General features: G+C 43.9%; 32 protein-coding genes and 1 riboswitch. Of the genes, 11 read left to right on the top strand and 21 right to left on the bottom strand.

What is annotated here, in order from left to right; translation table 11 throughout:
• Positions 1–61: 61 nt before the first annotated feature.
• From KHQ79_RS14075 to KHQ79_RS14085, 3 genes are all read right to left on the bottom strand, one after another.
• On the bottom strand, positions 62–415 hold the full coding sequence (locus KHQ79_RS14075) for a hypothetical protein (protein WP_088111136.1): 354 nt from the start codon (positions 413–415) through the stop codon (positions 62–64).
• A gap of 11 nt (positions 416–426) precedes the next feature.
• On the bottom strand, positions 427–1,914 hold the full coding sequence (locus tag KHQ79_RS14080; protein WP_225515699.1) for a pre-toxin TG domain-containing protein: 1,488 nt from the start codon (positions 1,912–1,914) through the stop codon (positions 427–429).
• Positions 1,915–2,160: 246 nt separating this feature from the next.
• Positions 2,161–2,415: a hypothetical protein gene (locus KHQ79_RS14085; protein WP_088112495.1), complete on the bottom strand. Its 255-nt coding sequence runs from the start codon at positions 2,413–2,415 to the stop codon at positions 2,161–2,163.
• Between the two features lie 118 nt (positions 2,416–2,533).
• On the opposite strand from KHQ79_RS14085, the gene KHQ79_RS14090 reads away from it, so the two are divergent.
• Positions 2,534–4,810 (top strand): ATP-dependent helicase, encoded by a 2,277-nt coding sequence (locus KHQ79_RS14090; RefSeq protein WP_148983252.1) that lies wholly within the window; start codon positions 2,534–2,536, stop codon positions 4,808–4,810.
• 78 nt (positions 4,811–4,888) lie between these two features.
• On the opposite strand, the gene spoVIF is transcribed toward KHQ79_RS14090, so the two are convergent.
• The 4 genes from spoVIF to yjcA form a co-directional block, all read right to left on the bottom strand.
• Positions 4,889–5,143 carry a sporulation-specific transcription regulator SpoVIF gene (gene spoVIF, locus KHQ79_RS14095; RefSeq protein ID WP_003239233.1) on the bottom strand — a complete coding sequence of 85 codons (255 nt, stop codon included), beginning with the start codon at positions 5,141–5,143 and terminating at the stop codon, positions 4,889–4,891.
• A 132-nt stretch (positions 5,144–5,275) separates the two neighbouring features.
• Positions 5,276–5,431: a sporulation protein YjcZ gene (gene yjcZ / locus KHQ79_RS14100; RefSeq protein ID WP_003239234.1), complete on the bottom strand. Its 156-nt coding sequence runs from the start codon at positions 5,429–5,431 to the stop codon at positions 5,276–5,278.
• An 81-nt stretch (positions 5,432–5,512) separates the two neighbouring features.
• Entirely contained in the window at positions 5,513–5,719 is a 207-nt protein-coding gene (locus KHQ79_RS14105; protein ID WP_225515701.1) for a hypothetical protein, read from the bottom strand.
• A 283-nt stretch (positions 5,720–6,002) separates the two neighbouring features.
• The gene (gene yjcA, locus KHQ79_RS14110; protein ID WP_003239239.1) at positions 6,003–6,359 is read right to left on the bottom strand and encodes a sporulation protein YjcA; all 357 of its coding nucleotides are present in this window, start codon (positions 6,357–6,359) and stop codon (positions 6,003–6,005) included.
• A 159-nt stretch (positions 6,360–6,518) separates the two neighbouring features.
• On the opposite strand from yjcA, the gene cotV reads away from it, so the two are divergent.
• The 5 genes from cotV (at position 6,519) to cotZ (ending at position 9,094) form a co-directional block, all read left to right on the top strand.
• Positions 6,519–6,905 carry a spore coat protein CotV gene (cotV, locus tag KHQ79_RS14115; protein ID WP_003239240.1) on the top strand — a complete coding sequence of 129 codons (387 nt, stop codon included), beginning with the start codon at positions 6,519–6,521 and terminating at the stop codon, positions 6,903–6,905.
• A gap of 40 nt (positions 6,906–6,945) precedes the next feature.
• Positions 6,946–7,269 (top strand): spore coat protein CotW, encoded by a 324-nt coding sequence (cotW, locus tag KHQ79_RS14120; protein ID WP_003239241.1) that lies wholly within the window; start codon positions 6,946–6,948, stop codon positions 7,267–7,269.
• 93 nt (positions 7,270–7,362) lie between these two features.
• On the top strand, positions 7,363–7,878 hold the full coding sequence (gene cotX / locus KHQ79_RS14125; RefSeq protein ID WP_003239242.1) for a spore coat protein CotX: 516 nt from the start codon (positions 7,363–7,365) through the stop codon (positions 7,876–7,878).
• 150 nt (positions 7,879–8,028) lie between these two features.
• Positions 8,029–8,517 (top strand): spore coat protein CotY, encoded by a 489-nt coding sequence (cotY, locus tag KHQ79_RS14130; RefSeq protein WP_003239243.1) that lies wholly within the window; start codon positions 8,029–8,031, stop codon positions 8,515–8,517.
• Positions 8,518–8,644: 127 nt separating this feature from the next.
• Positions 8,645–9,094 carry a spore coat protein CotZ gene (cotZ, locus tag KHQ79_RS14135; RefSeq protein ID WP_003239244.1) on the top strand — a complete coding sequence of 150 codons (450 nt, stop codon included), beginning with the start codon at positions 8,645–8,647 and terminating at the stop codon, positions 9,092–9,094.
• A gap of 91 nt (positions 9,095–9,185) precedes the next feature.
• Here cotZ and cotO read toward each other — a convergent pair whose 3' ends face one another.
• From cotO to KHQ79_RS14185, 10 genes are all read right to left on the bottom strand, one after another.
• Positions 9,186–9,869 carry a spore coat protein CotO gene (gene cotO, locus KHQ79_RS14140; RefSeq protein WP_080030837.1) on the bottom strand — a complete coding sequence of 228 codons (684 nt, stop codon included), beginning with the start codon at positions 9,867–9,869 and terminating at the stop codon, positions 9,186–9,188.
• Between the two features lie 101 nt (positions 9,870–9,970).
• Positions 9,971–10,747 carry an enoyl-ACP reductase FabI gene (gene fabI / locus KHQ79_RS14145; RefSeq protein WP_003224643.1) on the bottom strand — a complete coding sequence of 259 codons (777 nt, stop codon included), beginning with the start codon at positions 10,745–10,747 and terminating at the stop codon, positions 9,971–9,973.
• 135 nt (positions 10,748–10,882) lie between these two features.
• Positions 10,883–11,698, bottom strand: a complete 816-nt coding sequence (gene thiD / locus KHQ79_RS14150) for a bifunctional hydroxymethylpyrimidine kinase/phosphomethylpyrimidine kinase (protein ID WP_019258072.1) — start codon at positions 11,696–11,698, stop codon at positions 10,883–10,885.
• Positions 11,699–11,716: 18 nt separating this feature from the next.
• Positions 11,717–12,727 carry a thiazole biosynthesis adenylyltransferase ThiF gene (thiF, locus tag KHQ79_RS14155; protein ID WP_225515703.1) on the bottom strand — a complete coding sequence of 337 codons (1,011 nt, stop codon included), beginning with the start codon at positions 12,725–12,727 and terminating at the stop codon, positions 11,717–11,719.
• Positions 12,724–13,494, bottom strand: a complete 771-nt coding sequence (gene thiG, locus KHQ79_RS14160; protein ID WP_080030838.1) for a thiazole synthase — start codon at positions 13,492–13,494, stop codon at positions 12,724–12,726. Before thiG ends, thiF begins: the two co-directional genes overlap by 4 nt.
• Positions 13,491–13,691: a sulfur carrier protein ThiS gene (thiS, locus tag KHQ79_RS14165; RefSeq protein ID WP_072182824.1), complete on the bottom strand. Its 201-nt coding sequence runs from the start codon at positions 13,689–13,691 to the stop codon at positions 13,491–13,493. The genes thiG and thiS overlap by 4 nt, the downstream gene beginning before the upstream one ends.
• Positions 13,691–14,800: a glycine oxidase ThiO gene (gene thiO / locus KHQ79_RS14170; protein WP_225515705.1), complete on the bottom strand. Its 1,110-nt coding sequence runs from the start codon at positions 14,798–14,800 to the stop codon at positions 13,691–13,693. Before thiO ends, thiS begins: the two co-directional genes overlap by 1 nt.
• Positions 14,784–15,401 carry a thiazole tautomerase TenI gene (gene tenI, locus KHQ79_RS14175; RefSeq protein ID WP_225515707.1) on the bottom strand — a complete coding sequence of 206 codons (618 nt, stop codon included), beginning with the start codon at positions 15,399–15,401 and terminating at the stop codon, positions 14,784–14,786. Before tenI ends, thiO begins: the two co-directional genes overlap by 17 nt.
• The gene (tenA, locus tag KHQ79_RS14180) at positions 15,379–16,086 is read right to left on the bottom strand and encodes a thiaminase II (RefSeq protein WP_225515709.1); all 708 of its coding nucleotides are present in this window, start codon (positions 16,084–16,086) and stop codon (positions 15,379–15,381) included. Before tenA ends, tenI begins: the two co-directional genes overlap by 23 nt.
• A gap of 81 nt (positions 16,087–16,167) precedes the next feature.
• Positions 16,168–16,276: riboswitch (TPP riboswitch) on the bottom strand.
• A gap of 61 nt (positions 16,277–16,337) precedes the next feature.
• A complete protein-coding gene (locus tag KHQ79_RS14185) occupies positions 16,338–18,182 on the bottom strand; it encodes a monovalent cation:proton antiporter family protein (protein WP_225515711.1) in 1,845 nt (614 codons plus the stop codon).
• Between the two features lie 231 nt (positions 18,183–18,413).
• Here KHQ79_RS14185 and prpE point away from each other — a divergent pair, with 231 nt between their 5' ends.
• A complete protein-coding gene (prpE, locus tag KHQ79_RS14190; protein WP_225515713.1) occupies positions 18,414–19,148 on the top strand; it encodes a bis(5'-nucleosyl)-tetraphosphatase PrpE in 735 nt (244 codons plus the stop codon).
• A 227-nt stretch (positions 19,149–19,375) separates the two neighbouring features.
• Here the strand turns inward: prpE and KHQ79_RS14195 are convergent, their stop codons facing one another.
• The 4 genes from KHQ79_RS14195 to KHQ79_RS14210 are packed head-to-tail and all read right to left on the bottom strand — an operon-like array spanning position 19,376 to position 22,132.
• Positions 19,376–20,266: an RluA family pseudouridine synthase gene (locus tag KHQ79_RS14195; RefSeq protein ID WP_225515714.1), complete on the bottom strand. Its 891-nt coding sequence runs from the start codon at positions 20,264–20,266 to the stop codon at positions 19,376–19,378.
• 14 nt (positions 20,267–20,280) lie between these two features.
• Positions 20,281–21,081 carry an NAD kinase gene (locus tag KHQ79_RS14200; protein WP_225515717.1) on the bottom strand — a complete coding sequence of 267 codons (801 nt, stop codon included), beginning with the start codon at positions 21,079–21,081 and terminating at the stop codon, positions 20,281–20,283.
• An 18-nt stretch (positions 21,082–21,099) separates the two neighbouring features.
• Entirely contained in the window at positions 21,100–21,735 is a 636-nt protein-coding gene (gene yjbM / locus KHQ79_RS14205) for a GTP diphosphokinase (protein ID WP_019258066.1), read from the bottom strand.
• 28 nt (positions 21,736–21,763) lie between these two features.
• Positions 21,764–22,132, bottom strand: a complete 369-nt coding sequence (locus tag KHQ79_RS14210) for a UPF0738 family protein (protein ID WP_003239263.1) — start codon at positions 22,130–22,132, stop codon at positions 21,764–21,766.
• A 123-nt stretch (positions 22,133–22,255) separates the two neighbouring features.
• On the opposite strand from KHQ79_RS14210, the gene KHQ79_RS14215 reads away from it, so the two are divergent.
• The 4 genes from KHQ79_RS14215 (at position 22,256) to spxH (ending at position 25,130) form a co-directional block, all read left to right on the top strand.
• Positions 22,256–22,828 carry a CYTH domain-containing protein gene (locus KHQ79_RS14215; protein WP_225515719.1) on the top strand — a complete coding sequence of 191 codons (573 nt, stop codon included), beginning with the start codon at positions 22,256–22,258 and terminating at the stop codon, positions 22,826–22,828.
• A 14-nt stretch (positions 22,829–22,842) separates the two neighbouring features.
• Positions 22,843–23,580, top strand: a complete 738-nt coding sequence (gene cwlQ / locus KHQ79_RS14220) for a bifunctional muramidase/murein lytic transglycosylase (protein WP_268319141.1) — start codon at positions 22,843–22,845, stop codon at positions 23,578–23,580.
• 255 nt (positions 23,581–23,835) lie between these two features.
• Positions 23,836–24,234 carry a globin domain-containing protein gene (locus KHQ79_RS14225; protein ID WP_003239269.1) on the top strand — a complete coding sequence of 133 codons (399 nt, stop codon included), beginning with the start codon at positions 23,836–23,838 and terminating at the stop codon, positions 24,232–24,234.
• Positions 24,231–25,130 (top strand): protease adaptor protein SpxH, encoded by a 900-nt coding sequence (spxH, locus tag KHQ79_RS14230; protein ID WP_003239271.1) that lies wholly within the window; start codon positions 24,231–24,233, stop codon positions 25,128–25,130. Before KHQ79_RS14225 ends, spxH begins: the two co-directional genes overlap by 4 nt.
• Positions 25,131–25,198 lie beyond the last annotated feature (68 nt).

The following is a 25,198-nucleotide window of genomic DNA, read 5'->3' on the forward strand; positions in this document are numbered from 1 at the left end:
ATTATAAAATTGATTACATAACCTAAGGCCCTCTTATTTAGAGCCTTAGGTTTTTAAAAACTTATACTTTGTTAATAGAAATATTATTACATACAATTTCAACATTTAAAGGAGGCATTAAAATTTCACATTTTAGTAATTCCTCCCCTTCGCTTCGTATTGTTGAAATTTCAATATCCTGAAGAAAATAAGGAATTTGAGACTTTGCCAAATCTTTTAGTGGTTTTATCCTATCATCAGCGGTTGTAATAAAAGAAAATTTTGAACAACCGGTAAAAAATAACTTTACATTACTGTCTGTATCTTCAAATATCATTGTTATTTCATCACCGAAATAATAAGACTCTAATTGTAGGACCCTTGCATCCCAATAGTGTAAACTTTCAAGATCTCTTTGGATTTGCTCAGCATTCATAATAAATCACCTCACTTCTTATATGGAATATGAGCATCTGGGCTTTTTCTATCGACTATTTTCAAATTTTTATCAAGGGGATTACCATCTTTATCAAATAAATGAACATGGTCATACTTTGTCATTTTATCAGGAGGATCAATTCTCATTCGAATATTTCCGCTTGTATCTCTTACATGAATAAAACCATTGTTTTCAGTGTATTTCCAATCAGAAGGTAGAGAATTTAAAATTTCCTTTTTAGACATGTTAGGAATGTTTTTAGCAATAAGCTTCCCTCCAAAATTCCCAACTTCCCCAGCCTTTTTCGCACCTTTATGATGACTCAATTCTTTTTCTACTTTTTCTGCTTTTTCCATATTTTTAACTGCTTTACCTGCAACCTTTACATATCCAGATCCGACTATACTAACTCCTGCAAGAAGCCTATCAACGGAAGATAATTTCTTATCGGTTACTAAATCTTCCCCTCTAATAACATCACCCGCCGCTTTAAAGTTAGATACTACAGGCAAAACATCGAAAAATAGCGATAAGGCAGTTGTATTAACATTTGACTTCTTTTTATAAGATATCACATCAATGTTTAATTGATTCAGTTCTTTTTCCTTGTGTTTTATTTCATTCGATTTTTTAGTAAGATCTTTAAAAGTATCGGTTTTCGCATTATCAACAGTATAATAATTAGTATTGGTAGAGAATTTCTCTAAGTTATTTAAAGCATTTGAGGTTTTGTCCATGGCTTTTGAAGTCTTATTAAGAGCACTATTTACTTGATTAACACCACTTACAGCCTGATTTATTCCTTTATTCATTTTATTCATTGCTTTAATAGCACCATTAAGACTTTTGTTTATGTCTTTATTGGCCTTATCTAATTCTTTGTTTGTTTCATTAAGATAGTCAAAATTTAATTTATTTAATCGATCCAATTCTTTTCCTGTTTTTTTCAATTCCTTGTTTGATTCATCAATACTTTTGCTTACCTCTTTACAGTTTTTTTCTATCTCATTCGTACCTTTAGTAATATCTTTATCTATTCTAGATATATCTTTATCCATCTTATCAAGTTCTTTATTCATTTTTGTTAATTGCGCATCAAATTCTTTCATATCTCTTACAGTTTCGTCAAGGAAGCGATCAAGCTCTATAATAAAATTACAAAACTTAATGTAGATATTAACTGCTTTATTGATTGCAGAAATAGCTTTGGGTACAACAACATTATTTATTTCATTATTAATTTTTCTTACCTTACTATTTATTGTTTTTTGCAAACTTTCTTTTCTGAGTTTTGCTAAATAACTGTTAGAATCACTAATTTTGTTATAATCACTCAAAAGCGTTAAAACTACTTTAAGTTCTTTCTGTATTCTTACAATTTTTTCTTCATCAGTTTCTTTCGATGTAGCATAAACTTTTTCTGGTTTTATGTAATTGGGTAAATTAATCATAGATACAACAAAAATAATTAAAATTGCACTAATAAATCTTTTCAAGTGGATTCCCCCGTTTTTAGATATTCTCAAAATATTCAACTTTATTTAGAATTACGTAAAATAACTAAATCACACCACCTTTTTTAATATTTTTCCAATAAAATTTCACAATGTCTTTTATATCATATTTTTATCTTTTTTTTACAACGATTATATTTCTAAAGACTTATATTTTAATTCACGGCAACTTTGAATTATTTACAACATCCCGAAATAAAAAATCTCCGAATTATTATCGGAGATTTTTTATCTATATTCATTAATAAAGTATCCCTTTTGAAATTTTATATCATCCTTATAAAGAGAGCGCTTACGTTTTGTCTCGTTTACCTTTCTTTCAGCAGCCATTTGATTCTCCTGCTGCTTTTCAAGTTCTTTGTATACCCGCTGAAACGGGACATAGCTGATTTTTTCGGTTCCGGCATAATCCTGCTTATGTCCAATCGTTCTATTTGCATATTGAGCGTATTGCTGGTTCTGAATTTGACCTGCATATATCATGCGATATCCACCCTTCTGCTGTCTTTTTTCCCTTAAACTTACTTTTTGAAACACGTTTCTTTTGATATGATATTCTTTGTCTGTAATGAACACCTTTTTTGATTGGGAGGACCCCTTTTTGAAATGCGCCCGACTGAATGATCGAACCATACATTTACATACATATTCTAGAGAACATTATCAATTCCTTTTTGAAGAAGGAATAAAAGGACATTTATTTTGTTCTCATTGCGGAAAGCCCGTTTTGTTAAGGCTTAACATCACCGATCCGCCGGAGTTTATTCACCGCCAGCCAGGCCATTTTCCCGCATGTGAGGAGGCCTGCGAAACGAAACCCGCTAAAGAGGAGAAAAAAGAAGACTATCAGGAATCCGGTGTCTTTCGTTTGCCCAAGGGAAAAGCGATCGTTGCTGACTCGTCTCCGGCTGTCACGGAATGGCAGCGGCCGAGAAGCATTAAACCCGGAACACCATTTATACAAAAAACAATAGAACCTGATACAAGCCTTTTTCCGTCTGTCGGCTTGAACACAGATCAGCTGAAAGCTGTCACGGAAACCGAAGGCCCGCTGCTTGTGCTTGCAGGTGCGGGAAGCGGAAAAACACGCGTGCTGACAGCGCGCGCCGCCCACATGATCGAACACTTAGGCATACCGCCGGAACACATGCTGCTTGTCACCTTCACGACAAAAGCTGTCGCCGAAATGAAAGAGCGTATGGCGAAGCAGTACGGATTACAGCCTGCAAAAGTCAGAAGACTTGTCACCGGAACATTCCACAGCTTGTTTTATAAGATTTTGTATCACTATGATTCTGCTAAATGGAACGGCGACCATCTGCTGAAAATGGAGTGGCAGCGGGAACAATATGTCAAAAAAGCACTCTATGAAGAAGGCATAGATGAAAAAGAGTTCCCCGTTGATCAGGCCCTGCAGCAGATCGGTTTCTGGAAAAACACTTATGTGCCGAATGAACGCATTCCTTTACAGGATGAGTGGGAAAAACAAGTCTACCGATTATATGAACATTATGAGCGCCAGAAAAAAGAACACAATCAATTTGATTTTGATGATATGGCTTCCGCCTGCTATGAATTGTTTATCGATCGGCCGGACCTTCTGGAACAATATCAATCTCGGTTTACGTATATCTTAATTGACGAGTTTCAGGACATTAACCCGGTGCAATATAAAATCATGCAAATGCTGGCCAGCCCGGAGCAAAACCTGTGCTGTGTCGGGGACGATGACCAGTCCATCTACGCGTTTCGCGGAAGCAATCCGTCTTTTATTCTTGATTTTCAAAAGGATTATCCCGGAGCGAAGACGATCTATTTAACCGCGAACTACAGATCCACGCACCCGATCGTCTCAAGTGCTGATATCGTCGTGAAAAAGAACAAAAACAGGTATGCCAAAACGCTTGAAGCGGCTCGTGATGACATCCAGGCTCCTGTGCTGTTTTATCCTTATGACGAAGAGGAAGAAGCCACAATGGTCGTTTCCGATATCAAAGAAAAAATTCAAAACGGGGCAAACCCTGAAGACTTTGCAGTTCTCTACCGCACAAACAGCGGAGGCCGCGCCATTTACGAAAGGCTTCATCATTCGTCAATTCCTTATACAGCTGACCGCGGCGTCCAATCGTTTTACAGCAGACGGATTGTCCGCCAGATTCTCGCTTACTTGTACGCCAGCCAAAACGAGGATGATACTGAGGCGATTAAGCACTTGCTGCCCGCCTTGTTCTTAAAACAGTCCGCATTGAACACGCTGAAGGCACTCTCGATTACCGAGGACTGCTCCATGATTAAAGCGCTGGCCAAACTTCCTGATCTGAAGCCTTTCCAGCTGAATAAAATCAAGAAGATCGTGCCGTTTTTCGCAAGCCTCCGCACGATGAAGCCGGTGGAAGCGATCACCTTTGCAGAAGGAAAAATGGGCTTCTCCGAGTATTTAAAAAAACGGGGCAATGAGGGCAACAAGCTGGAAAAAGGCTCCGATGACCTGCGCGACATCAAGGTCGTCGCCAAGAAGTTCAAAACGATACCTGACTTTCTCGCCCACGTGGACCATATGAGGGCCGCTGAGAAAAACAAAATGGATGAAAATGGCGTTCAGCTGATGACCATTCACCGGTCAAAAGGCCTTGAATTCAAAACTGTTTACGTCTTAGGCACAGTAGACGGCTCGATTCCGCACGATTTCTCATTAGAAACAGCGAGAAAAGGAGATGAAGCTCCTCTGGAGGAAGAAAGACGCCTGTTATATGTAGCCATGACACGGGCAAAACAACATTTATATTTGTCTTGTCCCGCAAACAGGCGCGGCAAAACGGCCCACCGTTCAAGATTTTTGTATCCTCTCTTACAGCAAAGACAGCCCTTGCATAACTAACAGCCTGGCAGTGATCTGCCGGGTCTTTTCTATAAAGTAAAAAAAGGCCTGCTGCATTGAGTCAGCCAGGCCCTCTGCTTATTTATTGTCCATCATTTTCGAAATCGTACCAAAATCAAGCTTTTCTTTTCCGCTTGTAATGGAATGAACAATCTTATCTTCTAATTCTTTCGGCACGCGTCTGTTTGCCAGCTGCGCTACGCGCTTAATGACGCTGCGCACTGTGTTTTCGTCTTTAAAATTGGCGTTTTGAAGGGAGCCGGCAAGATTCATGACATCCTGCATATTGACACCTGTTTTCTTTTCGACGTTCTTAAAAAATTGATTATCCATAATACGCCTCCTTTTGGCGGAGTGATACGGTATTGTATGAACACCCATTGTTCAATGTGCTTTTTCCAAAAATAAAAAATGAACACAAGGCAAGGAAGTACGGGACATCACCCGTACTTCCCTCAATAAACCTTAGAAGTTATAAAAAGATGCACCCACGATGATAAGGAGAATGAACAATACGACTAAAAGAACAAATGTTGAACCATAGCCGCCGCCGTAACCGCCAGCATAACCGCCATAACAGCCGCCGCCGTAGCCTCCTCCGAATCCGTATCCAAAGCCCATAGATAAGCACCTCCTTTACTCTCTATACACTATGTGAGCCGTTTTATTCGGCTTGGATAAACGCATAGGGCGATTGCGGATTTATGATTGTTCGTACTGAGCCTGGCGCTTTTTGAGTAAGGCTTCGGTTTTTTCAGCCAGCTTTTCAATCTCATCTTCAAACGCCAGACCTGCTTCATCAAATGCATCCAAGTCTTTTCTGATACTGTTCATGATGTCTTCATGCTCTTTTTGCTTTTGTTCGTGAGGTTCATATCTTCCTTCTATCCATTTTTCAAACTTATTCACTGGTATCCATCCCCCCACTCATAATATATGCTGAGCAAGGCGCTCCGTTAAAAAAACAAAAAACCGGAGGTCTCCGGTTTCTTTGCCAGGCTATTGAGGCTTTTTCTTTTTATTTCCGCACCCGCAGCCTTTCTTTTTGATCTTTTTAGTTTGATATGATGAATCTGTATATGGAGTTTTTTGGGAAGGTTTATTGAATTGATTCACTTTGATCCCTTCCTTTCCTTATGTCATATATGCTACTTTATGCTGATGCTAGTGAAAAGTTGCTGGTGGGAATGCCTCATTCTTGCAGCCATTTTGATACGAGCGTTTCTATAATGCCGGCAAGGCCTGCGATCGCCAGCAGTAAAATCAGCCACTGCGCTGCCTCTGGAATGAAAGCCTGACACAATATCAAAAAGCCGGCGCACCACACACCTGTGCACCAGTAGCAGCTCAGCAATTCACCAATAAACGCCCTGACACCTGTTCCCTTAATGACGATATACGTTTCAATGTTCCCGTCCGCATCCTTTTCCTCCTTCTCTTCATGAAACAGGCTGCGAAGCGGTGCCATAATCGTGTCAAACACCAGCAGGCGGGCGAGCCGAAAGACCGCAAGCGAAAGAAGAGCAATTGTCATCCCATTAATAACCACTTGTTCACTCCTTTGCCAATCATGATCCCTTCACATATATGCCAAAACCCTATTCTTCATGAATTGTATCTTGTCCGTTGCAAAATTGGTTATTTTTATTATTCCGCTCTGCACCCCATTTGCATTATATAGAGTATGGATAAGAAAGGAGTGAAGGTTATGTCATTTGAAGAAAAAGTTGAATCCCTGCATCCTGCAATATTTGAGCAATTATCAAGCGAATTCGAACAGCAGATCGAAGTGATTGATTGCGAAAATATCACAATAGATACATCACATATAACATCTGCCCTTTCTATACAAGCCTTGGTCACAACATTGATTATCCTGGTGACACAGCTCGTCATCGCCGACGAGGACTTGGCTGACACAGTAGCAAGCGAAATACTCATTCTCGATAACTCCCAAATCAAAAAAAGAACAATCATTAAAATTATCAACAGCCGAAATATCAAGATCACTTTGTCTGCCGACGAAATAATAACCTTTGTACAAATTTTGCTTCAGGTGCTAAACAGCATTCTCAATGAACTTGACGTCCTTTAACCCTTTCTTTTCACAAACTTAAAAGCCGAGGTGAAAACAAATGTCAGATAACGATAAAATCAAAGAAGAGCTTGCAAAGCTTCCGGAAGCTGATCCGATGACGAAAATGCTGGTACAAAATATATTTTCTAAACATGGCGTCACAAAAGACAAAATGAAAAAAGTATCAGACGAAGAAAAAGAAATGCTCTTGAATCTGGTAAAAGACTTGCAAGCTAAATCACAAGCGTTAATAGAAAACCAAAAGAAGAAAAAAGAAGAAACAGCCGCGCAAGAGCAAAAGAACGCAAAACCGCTAAGCCGCAGAGAGCAATTAATCGAACAGCTCAGACAAAGACGGCAAAACAATAACAATTCAAATTAATCATAAAAATAGGGCGCTTCATCAAGATATATGACTCAGTCAAAGTAAGAGGCTCGCTCATTTAATAACAGTAAAAGAAAAGGAGGAATAGATATGGAAAGCAGACCATATTCTTGGGTTGCACTTGATCCTGACTGCGACCATCCGTTAGACGAAAAAGAAAAAGAAAAAAAAGAAGATAGAAAATGTCATTGCGATGTTTGCTGTAATGGCAATGGGTTTTTTGGCAACGACAATGCCTTCATTGACCAAAATCTAGCTCAGGCAAACCTCAATAAACAAGTCTCCGATGAGACGATTATTATTAGAGACTCTTGTGATATCAACGTTTCATCTACAGACGTTCAAGCCGTAACATCAGTTGTAACGGCGGTTAATGCAGCTGTCCTAACAGTAGCTCTCACATCCATTGCAGATGGAGTAATTGCCGAATTAGTCGCACAAGATTTATTGCAGCTGTCAGCTAACAAACAAGTAAACCGTCAAAAACTTCTCATCGAATGCTCCCGCGGCGTAAATATCACAACAGTAGATGCTGATATAGCAACATTGGTTTCCACAGCTACTAACACACTTGTGGCACTCTTAGCAATCACACTCGTCCTCTAAATCTAAAAGCAGAGCTAAAAACGCTCTGCTTTTTCTTATTTTCCAAGCATATGATGAATATATAGACGTTCACCCACACCAAGTGGGGCACGGGTACATATGTTGTTAAGGACTAAAGTCAAATACCCTATAAAGAAGGAGCTGAAATCAATGAGCTGCGGAAAAACCCATGGCCGGCATGAGAACTGTGTATGCGATGCAGTGGAAAAGATTTTAGCAGAGCAGGAGGCAGTTGAAGAACAGTGTCCGACTGGCTGCTATACCAACCTTTTAAACCCTACGATTGCTGGAAAAGACACAATTCCGTTTCTCGTTTTTGATAAAAAAGGCGGATTGTTCTCCACATTCGGAAACGTGGGGGGATTTGTGGATGATATGCAATGCTTTGAATCCATTTTCTTCCGCGTCGAAAAATTATGCGATTGCTGTGCAACACTTTCTATTTTACGCCCGGTCGATGTCAAAGGCGATACCTTAAGTGTTTGCCACCCTTGCGACCCGGATTTCTTCGGGCTAGAAAAAACAGATTTCTGCATTGAAGTCGATCTCGGATGCTTCTGTGCGATTCAATGCCTGTCACCAGAGTTAGTTGACAGAACATCGCCTCATAAAGATAAAAAGCATCATCACAATGGATAAACACTTGTAAAGAGGAATCCCCTTCCAAACTCTATTACAGGTGCAAATCATTCAGCTGCTTCCAGCGTGAGGCAGCTGACTCTCCATCATTTCGCCAGTCTCAAATTTATAAGGCAGGAGGGATAATATGAGCCAGAAAACATCAAGCTGCGTGCGTGAAGCTGTAGAAAATATTGAAGAACTGCAAAACGCTGTTGAAGAGGACTGCCCGACCGGCTGCCACTCTAAGCTTTTATCTGTAAGCCATTCGTTAGGCGACACAGTGCCTTTTGCAATATTTACATCGAAATCAACGCCATTAGTCGCCTTCGGAAATGTCGGCGAACTCGATAACGGCCCTTGCTTTAATACTGTATTTTTCAGGGTCGAAAGAGTGCATGGAAGCTGCGCAACACTGTCATTATTAATCGCATTTGACGAACACAAACACATTTTGGACTTCACCGATAAAGATACGGTGTGTGAAGTCTTCCGACTTGAAAAAACGAACTACTGTATTGAAGTGGACTTAGACTGCTTCTGCGCAATCAACTGCTTAAATCCTCGATTAATCAATCGCACGCACCATCATCATTAATGATAATGCTGAAAAGCTTGCAGGCCTGCAGGCTTTTCTCTATGTAAAAAAGCTGTCCGGGAACATCTGCCGGGCAGCTTTTTCATTTTCATTAAAAACCGAGCGGGTGCAGAGAGGTAATGTCGTCGATTGCCAGCTCAGTCGGGGCTCCGTTGCCGGTTGTTCGAAGCAGAACGGAATCATTTCTTCTTCCGACAATCACGCCCCTGTACGTTCTTCCATTGGCTTCAATCAAACAAAGCGCTCTCGGCATGTTATGCGGCAGCTTTGTTAAAAAATCAATTTTTTCATGAATAGACATCTTGCTCATCGGTTTTTTCACTTTTCTTGCCGGCGGAGTTTTTTCCTCCGCTTTAGCGGCACTATGGACAGCTTCCGGTTCTTTTTCAGGCTTCCGAGCCTCAAGTGCAGGCTCTTCCTTTTTTTCTGCTTTCGGAGGCTCGTGTTCGACGGTTTCTTCAACGGCCTGCGGCTCTGCTTTCTGTTCCTGCTGATTCTTTATGTGCTCTGGCTCTCTTACCTCTTGTGTTTGCTGACTCACTGGTTCAGCTGCAGGCTTTTGTTCTGCTTGCTGGACATCCTTTGCCGCAGCTTCCTCCTGCTGTTTCTCATCGTAAACCGGCTTTTCCTCTGCTTTTGGCGGAGCGGGTTTGTTGGCCTTTTTTTTGATGACAATCTCCTGCATGGATGACCTTGTTGTTTCTGCATAATCCGGCTGAACAATATACATGAGCGGTTTTTTATCCGCGTTTCTTTTCTTATTAGACATCTTCATCCCTCCGATTGTGTCATATTCTATCTATATGACAGAAAGCTGAAAATCAGAAGAAATAAAAAAGCAATCCCTGTTTCGGGATTGCTTGGCATAGATCCTGCTTAGCGGGCAGTGATATGGAAACCTGAATCAACGTGAAGATTTTCACCTGTAATGCCTCGGGACATATCGCTGAATAAGAACGCAGCTGTATCGCCCACTTCTTCAGGTGTTGTCGTGCGGCGAAGCGGCGCACGCTCTTCAATGTCTTTTAAGATGGAGTTGAAATCGCTGATGCCTTTAGCAGATAACGTTCTGATCGGGCCGGCAGAAATGCTGTTGACGCGGATATTTTCTTTTCCTAAGTCAGCAGCTAAGTATTTCACACTTGCATCAAGAGAAGCTTTCGCTACACCCATGACGTTGTAGTTCGGCATAACAAGCTCTCCGCCAAGGTAAGTCAAAGTGACAATGCTTCCGCCTTCAGTCATCATCGGACGGGCAGCTTTCACAACAGCTGTCAGAGAGTATGAGCTGATGTTATGAGCCAAAAGGAAGCCGTCACGATTTGTGTTTAAGTATTCGCCGACAAGCTCTTCTTTATTGGCAAACGCGATACAATGCGCGATACCGTGGATCACACCGACCTGCTCCTTAATGCTTGCGAAGCAAGTTTCGATTTCCGCGTCGTTTGTTACGTCGCAAGGAAGGATGATGGAATCGTTGCGTTCTAACGTTCCGGCAAGCTCGTGAACAGATTTCTCCAGGCGTTCTCCTGCGTATGTAAAAATCAAACGTGCTCCCGCTTCATGTAAAGAGCGCGCAATTCCCCATGCGATACTGCGTTTGTTGGCTACCCCCATCACAACAATGTTGCGGCCTTCAAGTGAAAAATTCATATGTATAAAGCCTCCTATATTTAATAAAGACATAGTATTAGTACCTGATCTTAATTCCTATCATATCATAACCTTGACCAGATGAAAAGCGCATACCGTAGCAAACGCGAAAGAGATCACCATCAGCTGGTGATCTCATCGGCTTGTATTTAAGCTGTTTCGTTTAAAGGCAAAATGGTTTGTCGGCCCGTGTCCTGATCCGATCCCAAGCGTATTTTCCACCGCTTCGCGGACAAAGTTGGCCGCGACCTCGAATGCCTGATGGATGCTGTCTCCTTTAGCGGTTTGGGCTGTTAAAGCCGCAGCAAAGGTGCATCCTGTGCCATGCGTATGCTTCGTATCAATATAGGGATGGCTGATTTGCATAAACATGTTCCCATCAAAAAGTAGATCAGTAATGTTATTGTCCTCAGGCTGGTGCCCGCCTTTGATAATCACATTCTGTGCACCCATCTTTACGAGCTGCTCCGCTGCTTTTTTTCGGTCATCCAGCGAGCGGATAGTCATTCCTGTCAGCGTTTCTGCTTCCGGAACATTCGGCGTAATCGCGTAGCTTCTTGGAATGAGCAGCTCCTCTAAGGTTGCAACTGATTCATCGCGCAGCAGGGATGCACCGCCCTTTGCGATCATAACTGGATCAACAATCACACGGTTAAACTCATACTCGTCAATTTTTCTTGCCACTTCTTCAATCATTTCGGCATTCCAGAGCATTCCCGTTTTTACGGCGTCAGGTCTCAAATCCTCGGCAACAGCATCAATTTGCTGTCTCAGCGCCTCTACAGTCAGCGGATACACCCCATGCACACCAAGCGTATTTTGAGCGGTTACCGCCGTAATCGCAGACATACCGAAAACATCAAGCTCCTGAAAGGTTTTAATATCTGCCTGTATCCCTGCGCCGCCGCCTGAATCAGAGCCGGCGATTGTCAATGCTTTATATATACTCATTACACTACACTCCTTTTATTACCCGATCCATTTATGATAAATGGATTTTGCCCGGGCAATATCATTCGTTCCATGGATCAACGCTCTGCCGTCCCGGAACAGCACCATTTTCATATCATCCGAGCGGCAGGAAATTAAATACGGATTCGCAGCTACTTCAAACCCGGCCTGTCTCAGCTGACCTGCAAGCACTTCAAGATTAGCTTCTTTTGTAAAGGATGATCTGATTTGCACCGTGTTCCTGCCGCACAATACAGCCGCTTTTGTTTGGTTTTCATATGACAAAAACGGAAAATCATTTGTGCCGCAGCTTGGGCATGTGTCATGTTTGAGACCCGCTGCTCTCACCTCTGACCGCTCATTTTTCCACAAGTCAAAAGAGCGCAGCACCGGCTCGCATTCATCTCCCGTCAGCAGCTTCAGCGCGTCTGTCACCTGAAAGACTGCTACCTGCAAAACAGCCGGACTGATGATGCCGGCTGTGTCACATGTCGCGCCGCCAATCGGAAGTGTATCGAGCAAGCAATGCAGGCAGGGGGTCGATCCCGGCACTACGGTAAAGGTCAGGCCGTAGCTTCCTACACAGGCACCGTAAAGAAAAGGAATCCCTTCTTTTACCGCAGCATCATTTACGATCAGGCGGGTTTCAAAATTATCGGCCGCATCCACAATGATCGAAGCGCCCTTAATCAGGTCGAAGATATTTTCCGCTGTCACATCCATGACAAGGCCCGTCACATCAACATCGCTGTTAATCGAACGGAGACGCTGCTCAGCAGCGGCCGCTTTCGGCATTTCTTTTTTGACATCATCTTCTGTATATAGCTGCTGGCGCTGCAGGTTGCTCCATTCAACGTAATCTCTGTCGGCAATCTTCACAGAACCGACTCCCGCTCTGACCAGCATTTCTGCACTGGCTGTTCCAAGCGCGCCGGCGCCGATAATTACGGCGCGCGCTTCTTTCAATTTCTTCTGGCCGGCTGGGCCGATCGGAGCAAACAGCTCCTGCCTGGAGTACCTGTCCGTCATACAGGAAGACCTTCTCCCGGACTGCTTGCCGTTCCGTATCGCTTCAACGGAATGCGGCCCGCTTCATAAGACAGGCGTCCTGCTTCCACCGCGAGCTTCATGGCACGAGCCATTTTCACAGGATCATTCGCGCCTGATACAGCCGTATTGAGGAGTACGCCGTCCGCACCAAGTTCCATTGCGTATGCCGCATCTTTCGGCGATCCGATTCCGGCATCCACGATGACCGGCACTTTTGCCTGTTCAATAATAAATGACAAATTCAAAGGATTTAAGATTCCTTGGCCCGATCCGATCGGTGATGCACCCGGCATGATAGCATGAACACCGAGCTCTTCGAGTTTTCTTGCCAGCACAACATCATCTGATGTGTACGGGAGCACAATAAAGCCTTCTTCTAGAAGCTGTTCAGACGCTTTTAATGTCTCTACAGGATCAGGCAGCAAGGAACGGCTGCATCCGATGACTTCGACTTTAATCATGTCACAAAGACCTGACGCTTTTGCCAGCCTTGCAATCCGGACCGCTTCTTCAGCGGTACTGGCGCCTGCTGTATTCGGCAGAAGCGTATATTTGGATAAATCAAGCTGTTCCAGAAAATTAGGCTGAGACGCTTCAAAGATGTTCATTCTCCGCACAGCAAATGTTAAAATATCAGACTCGGAAACAGCCACCGCTTCCTTTTGGATTTCAAACGATGGGTATTTCCCCGTGCCCAGCAGCAACCTTGATTGAAATGATTTCCCGCCAATTGTTAACATGCTCATCCGCCTCCTACAAAATGGACAATTTCGATGACATCGCGATCACAAAGCTCTACCTCGTGATAATGTTCTTTGCCGATAATTTCTTTATTTCTTTCAACGATAACGATTTTATTTTCAAGCTGATAAGACGCCAGCAGGTCTTGAATGGTACCTGTGTCTTTTTCCCACTTCACGTCTTTACCGTTCAGCTGTAGCATCATATCTGAACCGCCTCCTTGCGATCAATTCGGAATGCGTGCAGCCAGTCTTGATTGACCTCTTTATTCATGATGAGATCACCAATCAAAGCGCCCGTTGCTGGAGCAAGCAGAATCCCATTTCTGAAATGGCCCGCCGCAAATAAAATACGGCTGTCCTCAGGGTGTCTGCCGATGTACGGTTTCCCATCCTTTGTTCCCGGCCGCAGTCCCGCCCAAAAACGATCCACCTTCATATTCTGAATAGCCGGCATCATCGTTTTTGCTTTTTTCATAACAGATTCCAGGCCGCCAAGATCCGGTGTTTCACTCCAGTCACCCGGCTTCATCGTCGCGCCGACAACCAGTCTGCCGCTTTTTCTCGGTACGATATAGCAATGGTCATGGTAAAGTGTTTTTGTCAGCGGTATATCATCATTCCAAACAGACAGGCATTCCCCTTTTACAGGGAAAAATGAATGATTCAGCCCGAGCTGTTTAAAAAACATTCCGCTCCACACCCCGCTGGCAACCGCGACATGATCCGCCCATACGTTACCACCCGGCGTCTCAATGGACAGAGCTTCACCGTCACGTTCAACATGCAGAACAGGAGTATGTTCAAAAATCTCTGCACCAAGCGCTTTCGCTGCTATCGCATATGCCTTGCAAACAAAATAAGGCTCAACATGCACATCATCCTGAATCAAGGATGCCCCGAAAATGTCACCAGACGTATACGGCTCTTTTTCTAACACCTCTTCTTTTGTATGCCAGCTGACTGAATCCAAGTCATCCATCTTCCTCAGCCGCAGCACGTCTTCTTCAGAAAACGCAAGCTTAAACATACCACCGTTATGCTGCCTGATATCAATACCGGATAATGTATAAAGCTCCTCACCAAGGCCTTTATACAGACGCTGGCTGTGCATGGCGAAGTCAAAAAACGCGTCACGTTCCTCGCACTCAGCATGGGCGCCCAGCATCCCGGCAGCGGCACTTGTCGTTCTGCTGCCCATTGTTCCGCTTTCAAACAATGCGGTGCTTTTGTTTTCCTTTGCCAAATGATAAGCAATCGCGGAACCGATAATTCCGCCTCCAATGACAACTGCATCATAATGCCTTTTCATAGCGCATCTCCTTTAGCTTGCGGGAATATCGTCTGGCAGCTTCCAAAGGGTTAGCATCAGAAAAAATTCCCGACATGACAGCGATGCCGTCTGCTCCTGCTAGTTTTACGTCTCTTAATCTGTCTGGCGTCATACCGCCGATGGCAATAACCGGGATGGAAATCCGCTGTTTAATATCTGACAGCAAAGACAAACCTCTGCCTTCAAGACCCTTTTTGCAATCTGTTTCAAACACATGGCCGAACAACACGTAGTCTGCGTCTTCCTTTTCTGCTTGAACCGCTTCCTCCAGTGAATGCACGGACCGTCCGATATGAAGGTGAGGAAATCTGGCTCTGACCTGCTTTGGTGAAAAGCTGCTGCTTGGCAGCTGCACGCGATGAATCGTAGAAAAAAGCGCAATATCCACCCGCCCGTTCATGACCAGTTTTCTCTTATCGACACCGCCTTCGGACATAAGCCCGAGCAGTTTCAAAATGTCGGCGGCCGATTTTGACCGTTCCCGAATGTGAATATAATCAACTTCATTCTGAATAGCTATAATTGCTCTTGCTAACTCTTCAACCGGCTTGCAGTCATCAGTTATGGCGTGAAGCTCCAAATTCCTCCACCTCTTTTATGCCACGGTCGGACCAGTCTTCTTTTCGATAGGCCATTCCCCAAAATTGATATTCATAGAAGCTGGAAATAACAAAATTCTCTTTCATTTTGGCACGCACTTCCTCCGTGCTGTTTTCCGCCAGCTCATCAAAGCGATTGATTTGCTCTTCAACCTGCTGTTTGAACCAGTCACCGCCGTATGTGCTGATCCACTTCTGATAAATCGGATGCCCCGGATCACATGTCAGCAATTTCTCGCCAACCTCGTAATACAGCCAGTAGCATGGCAGCAGGGCCGCTAATATCTCAGCAAAATTCCCGCTCAAAACCGAACGGTACATATGGGATGTATAAGAGTACGCCGTAGGAGACGGCTTAAACGCCTTACGCTCTTCTTCACTGATTTCTAACAGCTCCGCAAATTCGCGATGAAGCGCCATTTCCGCCTCATATGTACCTTGGGCGTGGCTTGCCATCCGTCCCGTTGTATAAAGGTCCTTCGCATAAGCGGCGCCGAACGATTGCACCTTCGCAAAATGCGTTAAATAATATGAATCCTGAAGCACGTAGTATTTAAAACGGTCAATCGGAAGCGTTCCGTCACCGATTCCCTGAACGAACGGATGGACAAAGCTCCCCTCCCACCATTCTGCGGCTGCACTGCGGCATTCTTCTGAAAACTTCACACGTCATTCCCCCTGTCTGATAAATAAAAAAACCACTTTCCCGCAAGGAAAAGTGGTTTGGAATTGGCATAGTAAAATAACACAAATACCGCTCCACTTCCCTACGCAGGTCTGAACCTGTTCAAGTTATGAGGGTCTAAAAGTCACACTTTTATCTCAGCCCTTATGAAGGACACCCCTAGTGGTTATACGAATACATATTGAATTGTTCTGCACCTCTATATTAACACGAATCCCTATTTGGTCAAGGTTTAACCTTCCAATGTTTTCTTAAGATCCGTTACGTACGCCCGAGATCCGGTGACAATTAAGCGGTCTCCCAGTTTCAGCCTTGTATCCCCATGAGGAACGATGCTGTCCACACCTCTGAAAATCCTGACAAAGATGACGTCGCCTGTTAAAGGGAATTCCCGCAAAATGACACCGTCGTATGTGCTGTTTTCCATATTAATTTGATACAGCGAAGACTCCTGGTTCGTGAGCAGCTTCATGACGCCAGGAGCTTCTATCAGCGCGCGAAGCAGCGTTTTTGTCGACAACAGAATAGAAAAGATGCTGATCTCCTGCTCCTTCAAAGCTGCTTCATTCTCGGGTGATCCGACGCTGGCAATGACTCTTTCTGTGCCTTTTTCTTTTGCAAGTAATGCAATGTCGGCATTCATGTCTTCATTCCCTGTCGCAACAACAAGAATATCCGCATCAAAAATACCGAGTGAGTCTAGGGTTTCAGGCTCATAATCAGAAATCGTTTCAACCGTAAACACTGATTCTGACAGCTTTTCCTCTGCATTCTCTTGGTAGACGTGCACAACACGCACGTCATACTCGTTCTCCGGCAATTCAAGTGTAACAGGCAGAGTCATTTGGTTGGCGCCGATAAACGCAATCGTCTTTTTCTCCTCCGGCTGCTCCTCCCGTTTGTACAATTTTTTAAAACAGATCGGCGTAAAAATACTGGCAATAACTGCTACTAAAATCAGCGCTCCTGACATATTTGCGCTGATCACGTGAAGCTGCTGGCCGATTGTCGCAGCGGCAATCACGAGCGAAAGGGTTGATGTCAGCAGGAAACCAGACGCCAAAACTGTTCGATTATCATACCACTTCTTCAAGTACATGACCGGAATGATTTTGCTTATTAACAGCGCCAACAGCAGGAGCGGAATCATGATTAGAATGGTTCGATCTTGGAAAAGAGTCCAAATATCCAGCTTCACGCCGACCATCACAAAGAAAATCGGTATTAAGAACCCGTAACCGAATGAATCCAGCTGCTGAACAAGTTCTTTGTTTGGTGAAAGAAGGGAAACAAGAACCCCCGCTAAGAAAGCGCCGAGAATATTTTCTGCCCCTAGTGATTCAGACAGGGCAACGAGTACGATAATTAACGTAAAAATGGCACGCGTTCCGATCTGGATCGTCCCTTTTGACATGGTCTGAACAAAAGAGCGATGTTTAAAGACCCGGCCGAAAAAGTAAAGCACCACTCCGGCTGCGAATAGGATCATCAGGAGCCACATGTTTCCGCTGTCCTCTCCGTATAAAGAAGAAAAAACAGCAAGAAGAATCATCGTGGCCAAATCCGCAATAACAGCAACGAGCAAAATAATTTGCCCGATATTTGAATTCATGATCCGTTCTTCTTTCAACGTTGGAACGACAACGCCCAACGAAATCGTTGAAATAATAAGCGTCATTAAAAAAGCATTTTGGATAAATCCTGCCAAGACGAACCCATAGGACAGCAGCAATGATAAAATAAAAATACCGGCAAAAATTATAGATGCCGCAGCAAACGTATTAGGCGCTTCCTTTCCGTTCGGCAGGAGCTGCTTTTTCTTTCCTTTCTCAAACGATGAAAAATCAATTTCAAGCCCGCTTAAAAACATTAAAAAGATAAATCCGAGCATAGAGAGCGTCTGGAGCCATGTATCACCCTCCACAACTAAATTAAGACCGCTTTTTCCAATAATCAGCCCCATAATGATTTCAGCAACAACAACCGGGATGCTGAGTTTAAACCGATGCAAAAGGATGGGTGTCAAAAATGCAACGATAAGTACAACAACTAAAGATGCGACAGATGTATGCGCCATAATCAGAACCTCCTTTTTAGATCAGGGTTATGCCAGTTCTCAATCAAAGAACAGAACCTCATTTTTAAAAAACATAACGCGATTTTAACAAGGGTCAAGACAAAAAATAAAGTAATAAGGTCTTAATCCTGTTTAGAAAATGATTCTTCTATAATTTGCACATAAAAGCTTGTGATGACTCACAGCACTTTGCTTCATAATAAATAAAACAATCGGCAAGGAGGATACCGCATGGCTTACGATATAATCAGCGATATTCATGGCTGCTATGACGAAATGACTGAATTAATCCAAAAGCTTGGCTATACAATTAAAAATGGAGTACCTGTCCACGAGGAAGGCAGGGTGCTTGTTTTTGCCGGAGATTTGACTGACAGAGGGCCCAAATCGATAGAGGTGATCCGCTTTGTAGCCGGCGCTTACGAAAAAGGTGCTGTGCGTTATGTCCCGGGAAATCATTGCAATAAACTGTACCGCTACTTAAAAGGAAATCCGGTGAAAGTAATGCATGGTCTCGAAACAACAGCGGCGGAGCTTGAAGAACTTTCTAAAGAAGAAAGAAAAGCAGTCAGCGAACAGTTTATGAAGCTGTACGAAACAGCGCCGCTTTACGACATCTTACATAACGGAGAATTAGTTGTCGCCCATGCTGGAATAAAGGCTGACGATATCGGCAAAAATACCCGCAGAGTGAAAGACTTTGTGCTTTATGGCGATGTGACGGGTGAAACGTATCCAGACGGCAGACCCGTCAGACGTGATTGGGCGGCATCCTATAACGGAAAGGCTTGGGTGGTTTACGGCCATACACCTGTGAAGGAGCCTCGGAAAATCAATCGCACTATCAACATCGATACAGGCTGCGTGTTCGGAAATAAACTGACAGGCTTTCGCTTTCCAGAAATAGAGACCGTCTCTGTTCCAAGCTCCCTGCCTTATGACGAATCAAGATTTCGCCCCCTATAAAAGGAGAGAATCATTGATTCTCTCCTTTTAGCGTGTCGACAAACCCTCGCATTCGTGCGCGTTGGCGCTCAATACGGAGTGGAACGGCGGCTAAATTCTCAGGCGTCCTGCCTAAACACCGCCGTCATCACATCCTGTGAAAGTCTGCTCCAATGCTCGTCCTTCCTAGACTTCAAGGGTTTTCAATCATGCTGAAAAGATGACAAAATCCTAAAACGTAAACCGTTTTAGGATTTTGTCAGTTCTTTCATATCTTGAGGCAGTGCAGCATGGAACGTCATGTTCTCCTGCGTCAGCGGATGGATAAACGAAAGATGCTCGCTGTGCAGGGCCTGCCGGCCAATTTTCTGTCTCGTTCCGCCATACAGTGTATCGCCGCACAGCGGGTGTCCGAGGTAGCTCATATGAACACGAATTTGGTGGGTCCGTCCAGTCTCAAGCTGCAATGTCACCGAGGTGATATCGTCAGTTGCGCGTGTGACATAAAAATGAGTAACAGCCTTCTGGCCGTCTGGAGTGACCCTCCGTTCAATAATACTGTCAGGATGTCTGCCAATCGGGGCATCGATCGTTCCCTCCGCCTGTGTCATCCGCCCGTGGACAACTGCTGCATACCGGCGTTTCACAAGTCCGTTTTTTTGCGCTGACGATAAAATGGAGTGGGCAAAGCGATGCTTAGCAACAAGCATCACACCTGATGTATCCCGGTCCAGCCGGGTGACAAGATGAACTGTCGCCCGCACTCCGTTTTTTTGATAATGATGGATAATTCCATTGGCAATGCTGCCGGATGGGTGCTCTCTCGAAGGAATTGATGACACATACGGCTGCTTGTTTATCACAAGCACATGTTCATCCTCATACAGGATATCGAGCGGAACAGGCTCTGCCAATAGCGTCTCGCTCACCTGTTCCTCAGGAAACTTCACGACAAGAAGATCCCCTTCTCTCAAAACGTATTTGACCGTCACATGCTCACCGTTGATAAGCAGGTCTCCCCCGCCAAACTTGATATCAGTCAGCAGCCGTTTCGAAATTCCCAGTTCTCCGGCATATTCTTTTACAGTCATCCCGTCTTCAGCGGAAGTGATGTTCTTTCTGATAAAAAAATGCTCCACGATACGTCCTCTTTCTATTCACCTTTCCCGATAAACGAATCCTGGACTCTTTTCCAAAATGGAAACGGACGGAATCTCGCAAACCTCACATTTTCGGATGCAACCTGGCAGCGGATCGACTTTACATCCTTATGAAGAAGGGTTAAATGGTCAATCGTCACTTGAAAGTCAACTTCGTTTCTCGGTTTAATCATGCAATCATGATGGGAAGGGAGAAGCAGCGGTGATCCGACCGTCCGGAATACGCGGTTATTAATAGAAGCCATTTCCGCAAGCTGGATCGCTCTGATAGATGGATGAATAATCGCTCCGCCCAGCGCCTTATTGTAGGCTGTGCTGCCGGATGGCGTTGACAGGCAGAGGCCGTCGCCTCGGAAGGTTTCAAAGAGCTGTCCCTTGATTTCCACATCAGCCACAAGACTTCCTTCTATGCTTTTAATCGTACATTCATTCAAGGCTAAATATCTTTCTTCCCGCTCGTTTTCGTGATAAGTCACAATCACTTCGAGAAGCGGATATTCGACTGTATGGTACGGCGTTTTCGCAATCGCGAGAACAAGTTTTTCAATTTCATGAGGAACCCAGTCGGCATAAAACCCCAGATGACCCGTATGAACGCCGACAAATGCTGTTTTGTCCAAGCGGTCGCTGTATCTGTGAAAAGCATACAAAAGCGTTCCGTCGCCTCCGACTGAAATGACGATTTCCGGTTCATTTTCATCCAGTTCCATATCAAAATCCAATAAATACGCCTGTATTTTGCTTTTCAGCATATCAGAAACTTGATCTCCTTTTGATGATACGGCAAATTTCATGCTTTTCTTCCCCTTTACCTATTGTTGCTCGCTTCCTTTTTTCTTTCTTGAAAAGGCAGCTTGAGCCTCCTGTATTTCACCCCTGATCTCCGACATCTCTTCATCAAGCCGGGAAGCCGCTTCAGAAGCACGCTGAAGCCTTAGTTTTACTTTTTCAGGAATGTTTCCGCTGTATTTATAATTTAATGAATGCTCAATGGTCGCCCAAAAATTCATCGCCAGCGTACGGATCTGTATTTCTACGAGAACATGCTTTTCTCCGGACACCGTCTGTAAAGGATACAGCACGACAAGATGATATGATCGGTATCCGCTCTCTTTATGTTCCGCAATATAATCCCTCTGATCCACCACGGTGAAATCTTTTCTGGCAAACAGCATCTCTTTTACGATTTGGATGTCATCGACAAATTGGCACATGATTCTAAGGCCTGCGATATCCTGCATGGTTTCAATTTCATGCATCGGTATGCCTTTCCGCCTGGCTTTTTCGAGTATGCTCGCCACAGGCTTGACGCGTCCTGTCACAAACTCAACCGGTGAATGGTCATCCTCGTATTCATAAAGCGTGCGGACTCCCTTGAGCTTCACTTTCAATTCTTCGACAGCCTGGCGGTACGGCACTAAAAAACGCTCCCATTGTTTGTCATCCATCATACATCCCCCAATTCCGAACCAGTTTCTATAAAAACACGCGTTTCACTTTTTCTTCCATTTCTTCTCCGTAGTTCGCATTATCTTTAATATTTTCTAAGAGATACTCCAGCTCCTCATGCAGGCCTGCCAGTTCAATGGTTTCGTCGCCTGCCTCTAAAACGACCGGAATTCTTTGTGCATGGGCCTGCTTCAGTTCCGGCCATACATGTTCCTTTATAATGACATATTCAAAAGAATCAGCTAATTCAAGTATGTATACAAAAGCAAAGTGGTCAGAATCAACAAGCATTTGACCTGACGGCTTGCGTTCCGCTTCGTTTCCTTCTGTCTCACAGGCAAGACGAAGCTGATCATCCGATAATGTTGCGTTCAAAATTTCGATTCTGTTTTGCATAATGCTCTCCTTTTTAAACAAAGTACAGATTCATTTTACCATATCAAGCTCGATATTGATAAACCTAACATCTCAAGAGATAATAGTAAAAATAAGATTTTCAGGGCGGAAAGGAAGAGCAACATGAGCCAAGAAATTGAAATAGAATTTAAAAACATGCTGACCAAACATGAATTTGAAAAATTAACAATGGCACTTCAGCTGACAGAAAAAGATTTTACAGATCAAAAGAATCACTACTTTGACACAGACAGCTTTGCGCTTAAACATAAACACGCTGCGCTTCGAATTCGAAGAAAGAACGGTGAGTATATCCTGACGTTAAAAGAACCGGCAGAAGTGGGGCTGCTGGAAACGCACCAGCGGCTTTCAGAGGTATCAGATCTTGCCGGCTTTACAGTTCCCGAAGGCCCTGTGAAGGACCAGCTGCACAAGCTTCAGATCGATTCAGACGCTATTCAATATTTTGGATCTTTAGCTACAAACCGCGCTGAAAAAGAAACAGAAAAAGGCTTAATAGTTTTAGACCACAGCCGATATTTAAATAAAGAGGACTATGAAATCGAATTTGAAGCGGCAGACTGGCATGAGGGCCAACAAGCCTTTGAGAAGCTGCTTCAGAAATTCAGCATTCCTCAGCGCGAAACCAAAAATAAAATTCTGCGTTTTTATGAAGAAAAACGAAAGTCTATATAAGGTGGAATGACATCGTGAATGTAACGAATTGGGCAGCTTTACTTCAGCTTCAGGCTTTACAGTCCATATCTAACGCAAACAGCACGGGCACTCAGAATGCGGAAAGCCCGCTCTCAAGCTTCAGCTCTTTGCTCAGCCAATATACAAACGGCCTGACATCTCAGCAGCAACCAACAGCATCTTCTGCATCGTCAAGCCCGCTCAGCCTGCTGAGCAGCGCTTATTCTACAGCGCCATCACTGCTTTCAGCTTATGGGCTTAACTCATATACAAACAGCAATTCAGGTTATATCACAAAAGCGGCAGACAGCACCGAAACAGCTGCTATAGATTCAGCTTCTAACAAACAAGAAGCAAAACAGATCAGTTCGGGAGACTTCTCCATTGACAGCGCGATTAAAAAAGCCGCTGATAAATATGGCGTCGATGAAAAACTAATCCGTGCCGTCATCAAGCAGGAATCAGGCTTTAATGCAAAAGCCGTAAGCGGAGCAGGTGCGATGGGCTTAATGCAGCTGATGCCGTCAACCGCAAGCTCACTTGGCGTTTCTAATCCGCTGGATCCTCAGCAAAATGTGGAGGGCGGAACGAAATATTTAAAACAAATGCTGGATAAATATGACGGCAATGTGTCTATGGCATTAGCGGCTTACAACGCCGGACCGGGAAATGTTGACCGATATGGAGGCATTCCTCCTTTCCAAGAAACACAAAACTATGTAAAAAAAATAACCTCAGCTTATTACGCGTAACCAGAGCGGCTCTTGCCCTCTGGTTTTTTTGCGAAGTGAAATCTTACGCATTCCTGATTTTTATGTGATATGATATGAAATACAAACCCCGGCTGTCAGCCGAAACTTGTGATCAAACGCATAAAAGGCAGTTTGTTTGTAGAAATGATGCCTTGTTGCTAAAATAAATCATAGATGAAATGATGAAATACAGAAAATTACTTTTTGCAATAGGATTTATGATTCCTATTAGCCATATTTAAAGGAGTAGTCAACATGGGACAATCGTTTAACGCACCTTATGAAGCGATTGGAGAGGAACTTCTATCGCAACTTGTTGATACTTTTTATGAGCGTGTCGCGTCTCATCCTTTGCTGAAGCCGATTTTTCCGAGCGATTTAACAGAAACCGCCAGGAAACAGAAGCAATTTCTGACTCAGTATTTAGGCGGTCCTCCGCTTTATACAGAGGAACACGGCCACCCCATGCTCAGAGCAAGGCATCTTCCCTTTCCAATTACAAACGAGAGAGCTGATGCGTGGCTCAGCTGTATGAACGACGCAATGGACCATGTAGGGCTGGAGGGCGATATTCGTGAGTTTTTGTTTGGCCGGCTGGAATTGACAGCAAGGCATATGGTGAATCAAACGGAAGCGGAGGATCGATCATCTTGACAAACTATCAGCATGAGCTATACTTCGCCCATTGCCACGGCCATCCAAAAAAACCGCTTGAAATTTACATGTTTGTAGACCCTTTATGCCCTGAATGCTGGTCCTTAGAGCCCGTCATCAAAAAGCTGAAAATCAGATACGGACGCTTTTTCACCTTGCGCCTCATAGCTTCCGCAAGCCTTACCGCGTTAAATAAGAAACGGAAAAAACATCTTCTTGCAGAGGCATGGGAAAAGATCGCGAGCCGCTCCGGCATGTCGTGTGACGGCAATGTCTGGCTCGAGCAAGATCAGCCGCTTTCATCGCCTTATATGGCTGCTCTCGCTTTTAAAGCAGCCGAACTGCAAGGAAGAAAAGCAGGCATGCAATTTCTCAGGAATATGCAGGAGAGCCTGTTTGTTTCAAAGAAAAATATTACGGATGAAAACGTGCTTTTGGAAATTGCGGAAAAAACGAGTCTTGATCTTGAAGAATTCAAAAAAGATCTGCATTCTCAAAGCGCGGTCAAGGCGCTTCAATGCGACATGAAAATTGCTGCTGAAATGGATGTTTCCGTCAATCCGACGCTGACGTTTTTCAATACACAGCATGAGGACGAAGGACTTAAAGTACCCGGCAGCTATTCATATGATGTATATGAAGAAATCTTATTTGAGATGCTGGGCGACGAGCCGAAGCCGTCGGAAACACCGCCTCTGGAATGTTTTATTGAATATTTCCGCTTCGTTGCCTCGAAGGAAATTGCTCTTGTATACGACCTGAGCCTAGAAGAGGTAGAAAAAGAAATGAAAAAATTGGCGTTTGCTAAAAAGGTTGCCAAAGTGGAAGCCAAACACGGAATGTTTTGGAAGTCTCTCAGCACTTATTCTGATGAATATCAATCATGTGAAAAATAGCCGCAGGCGTGTATATGCTTGAGGCTGTTTTTTTGCGCCGATATCAAACATACGTTCTGTTCGTAACA

The organism is Bacillus sp. TSO22 (genome assembly GCF_020223595.1).
Lineage (GTDB): Bacteria > Bacillota > Bacilli > Bacillales > Bacillaceae > Bacillus > Bacillus inaquosorum.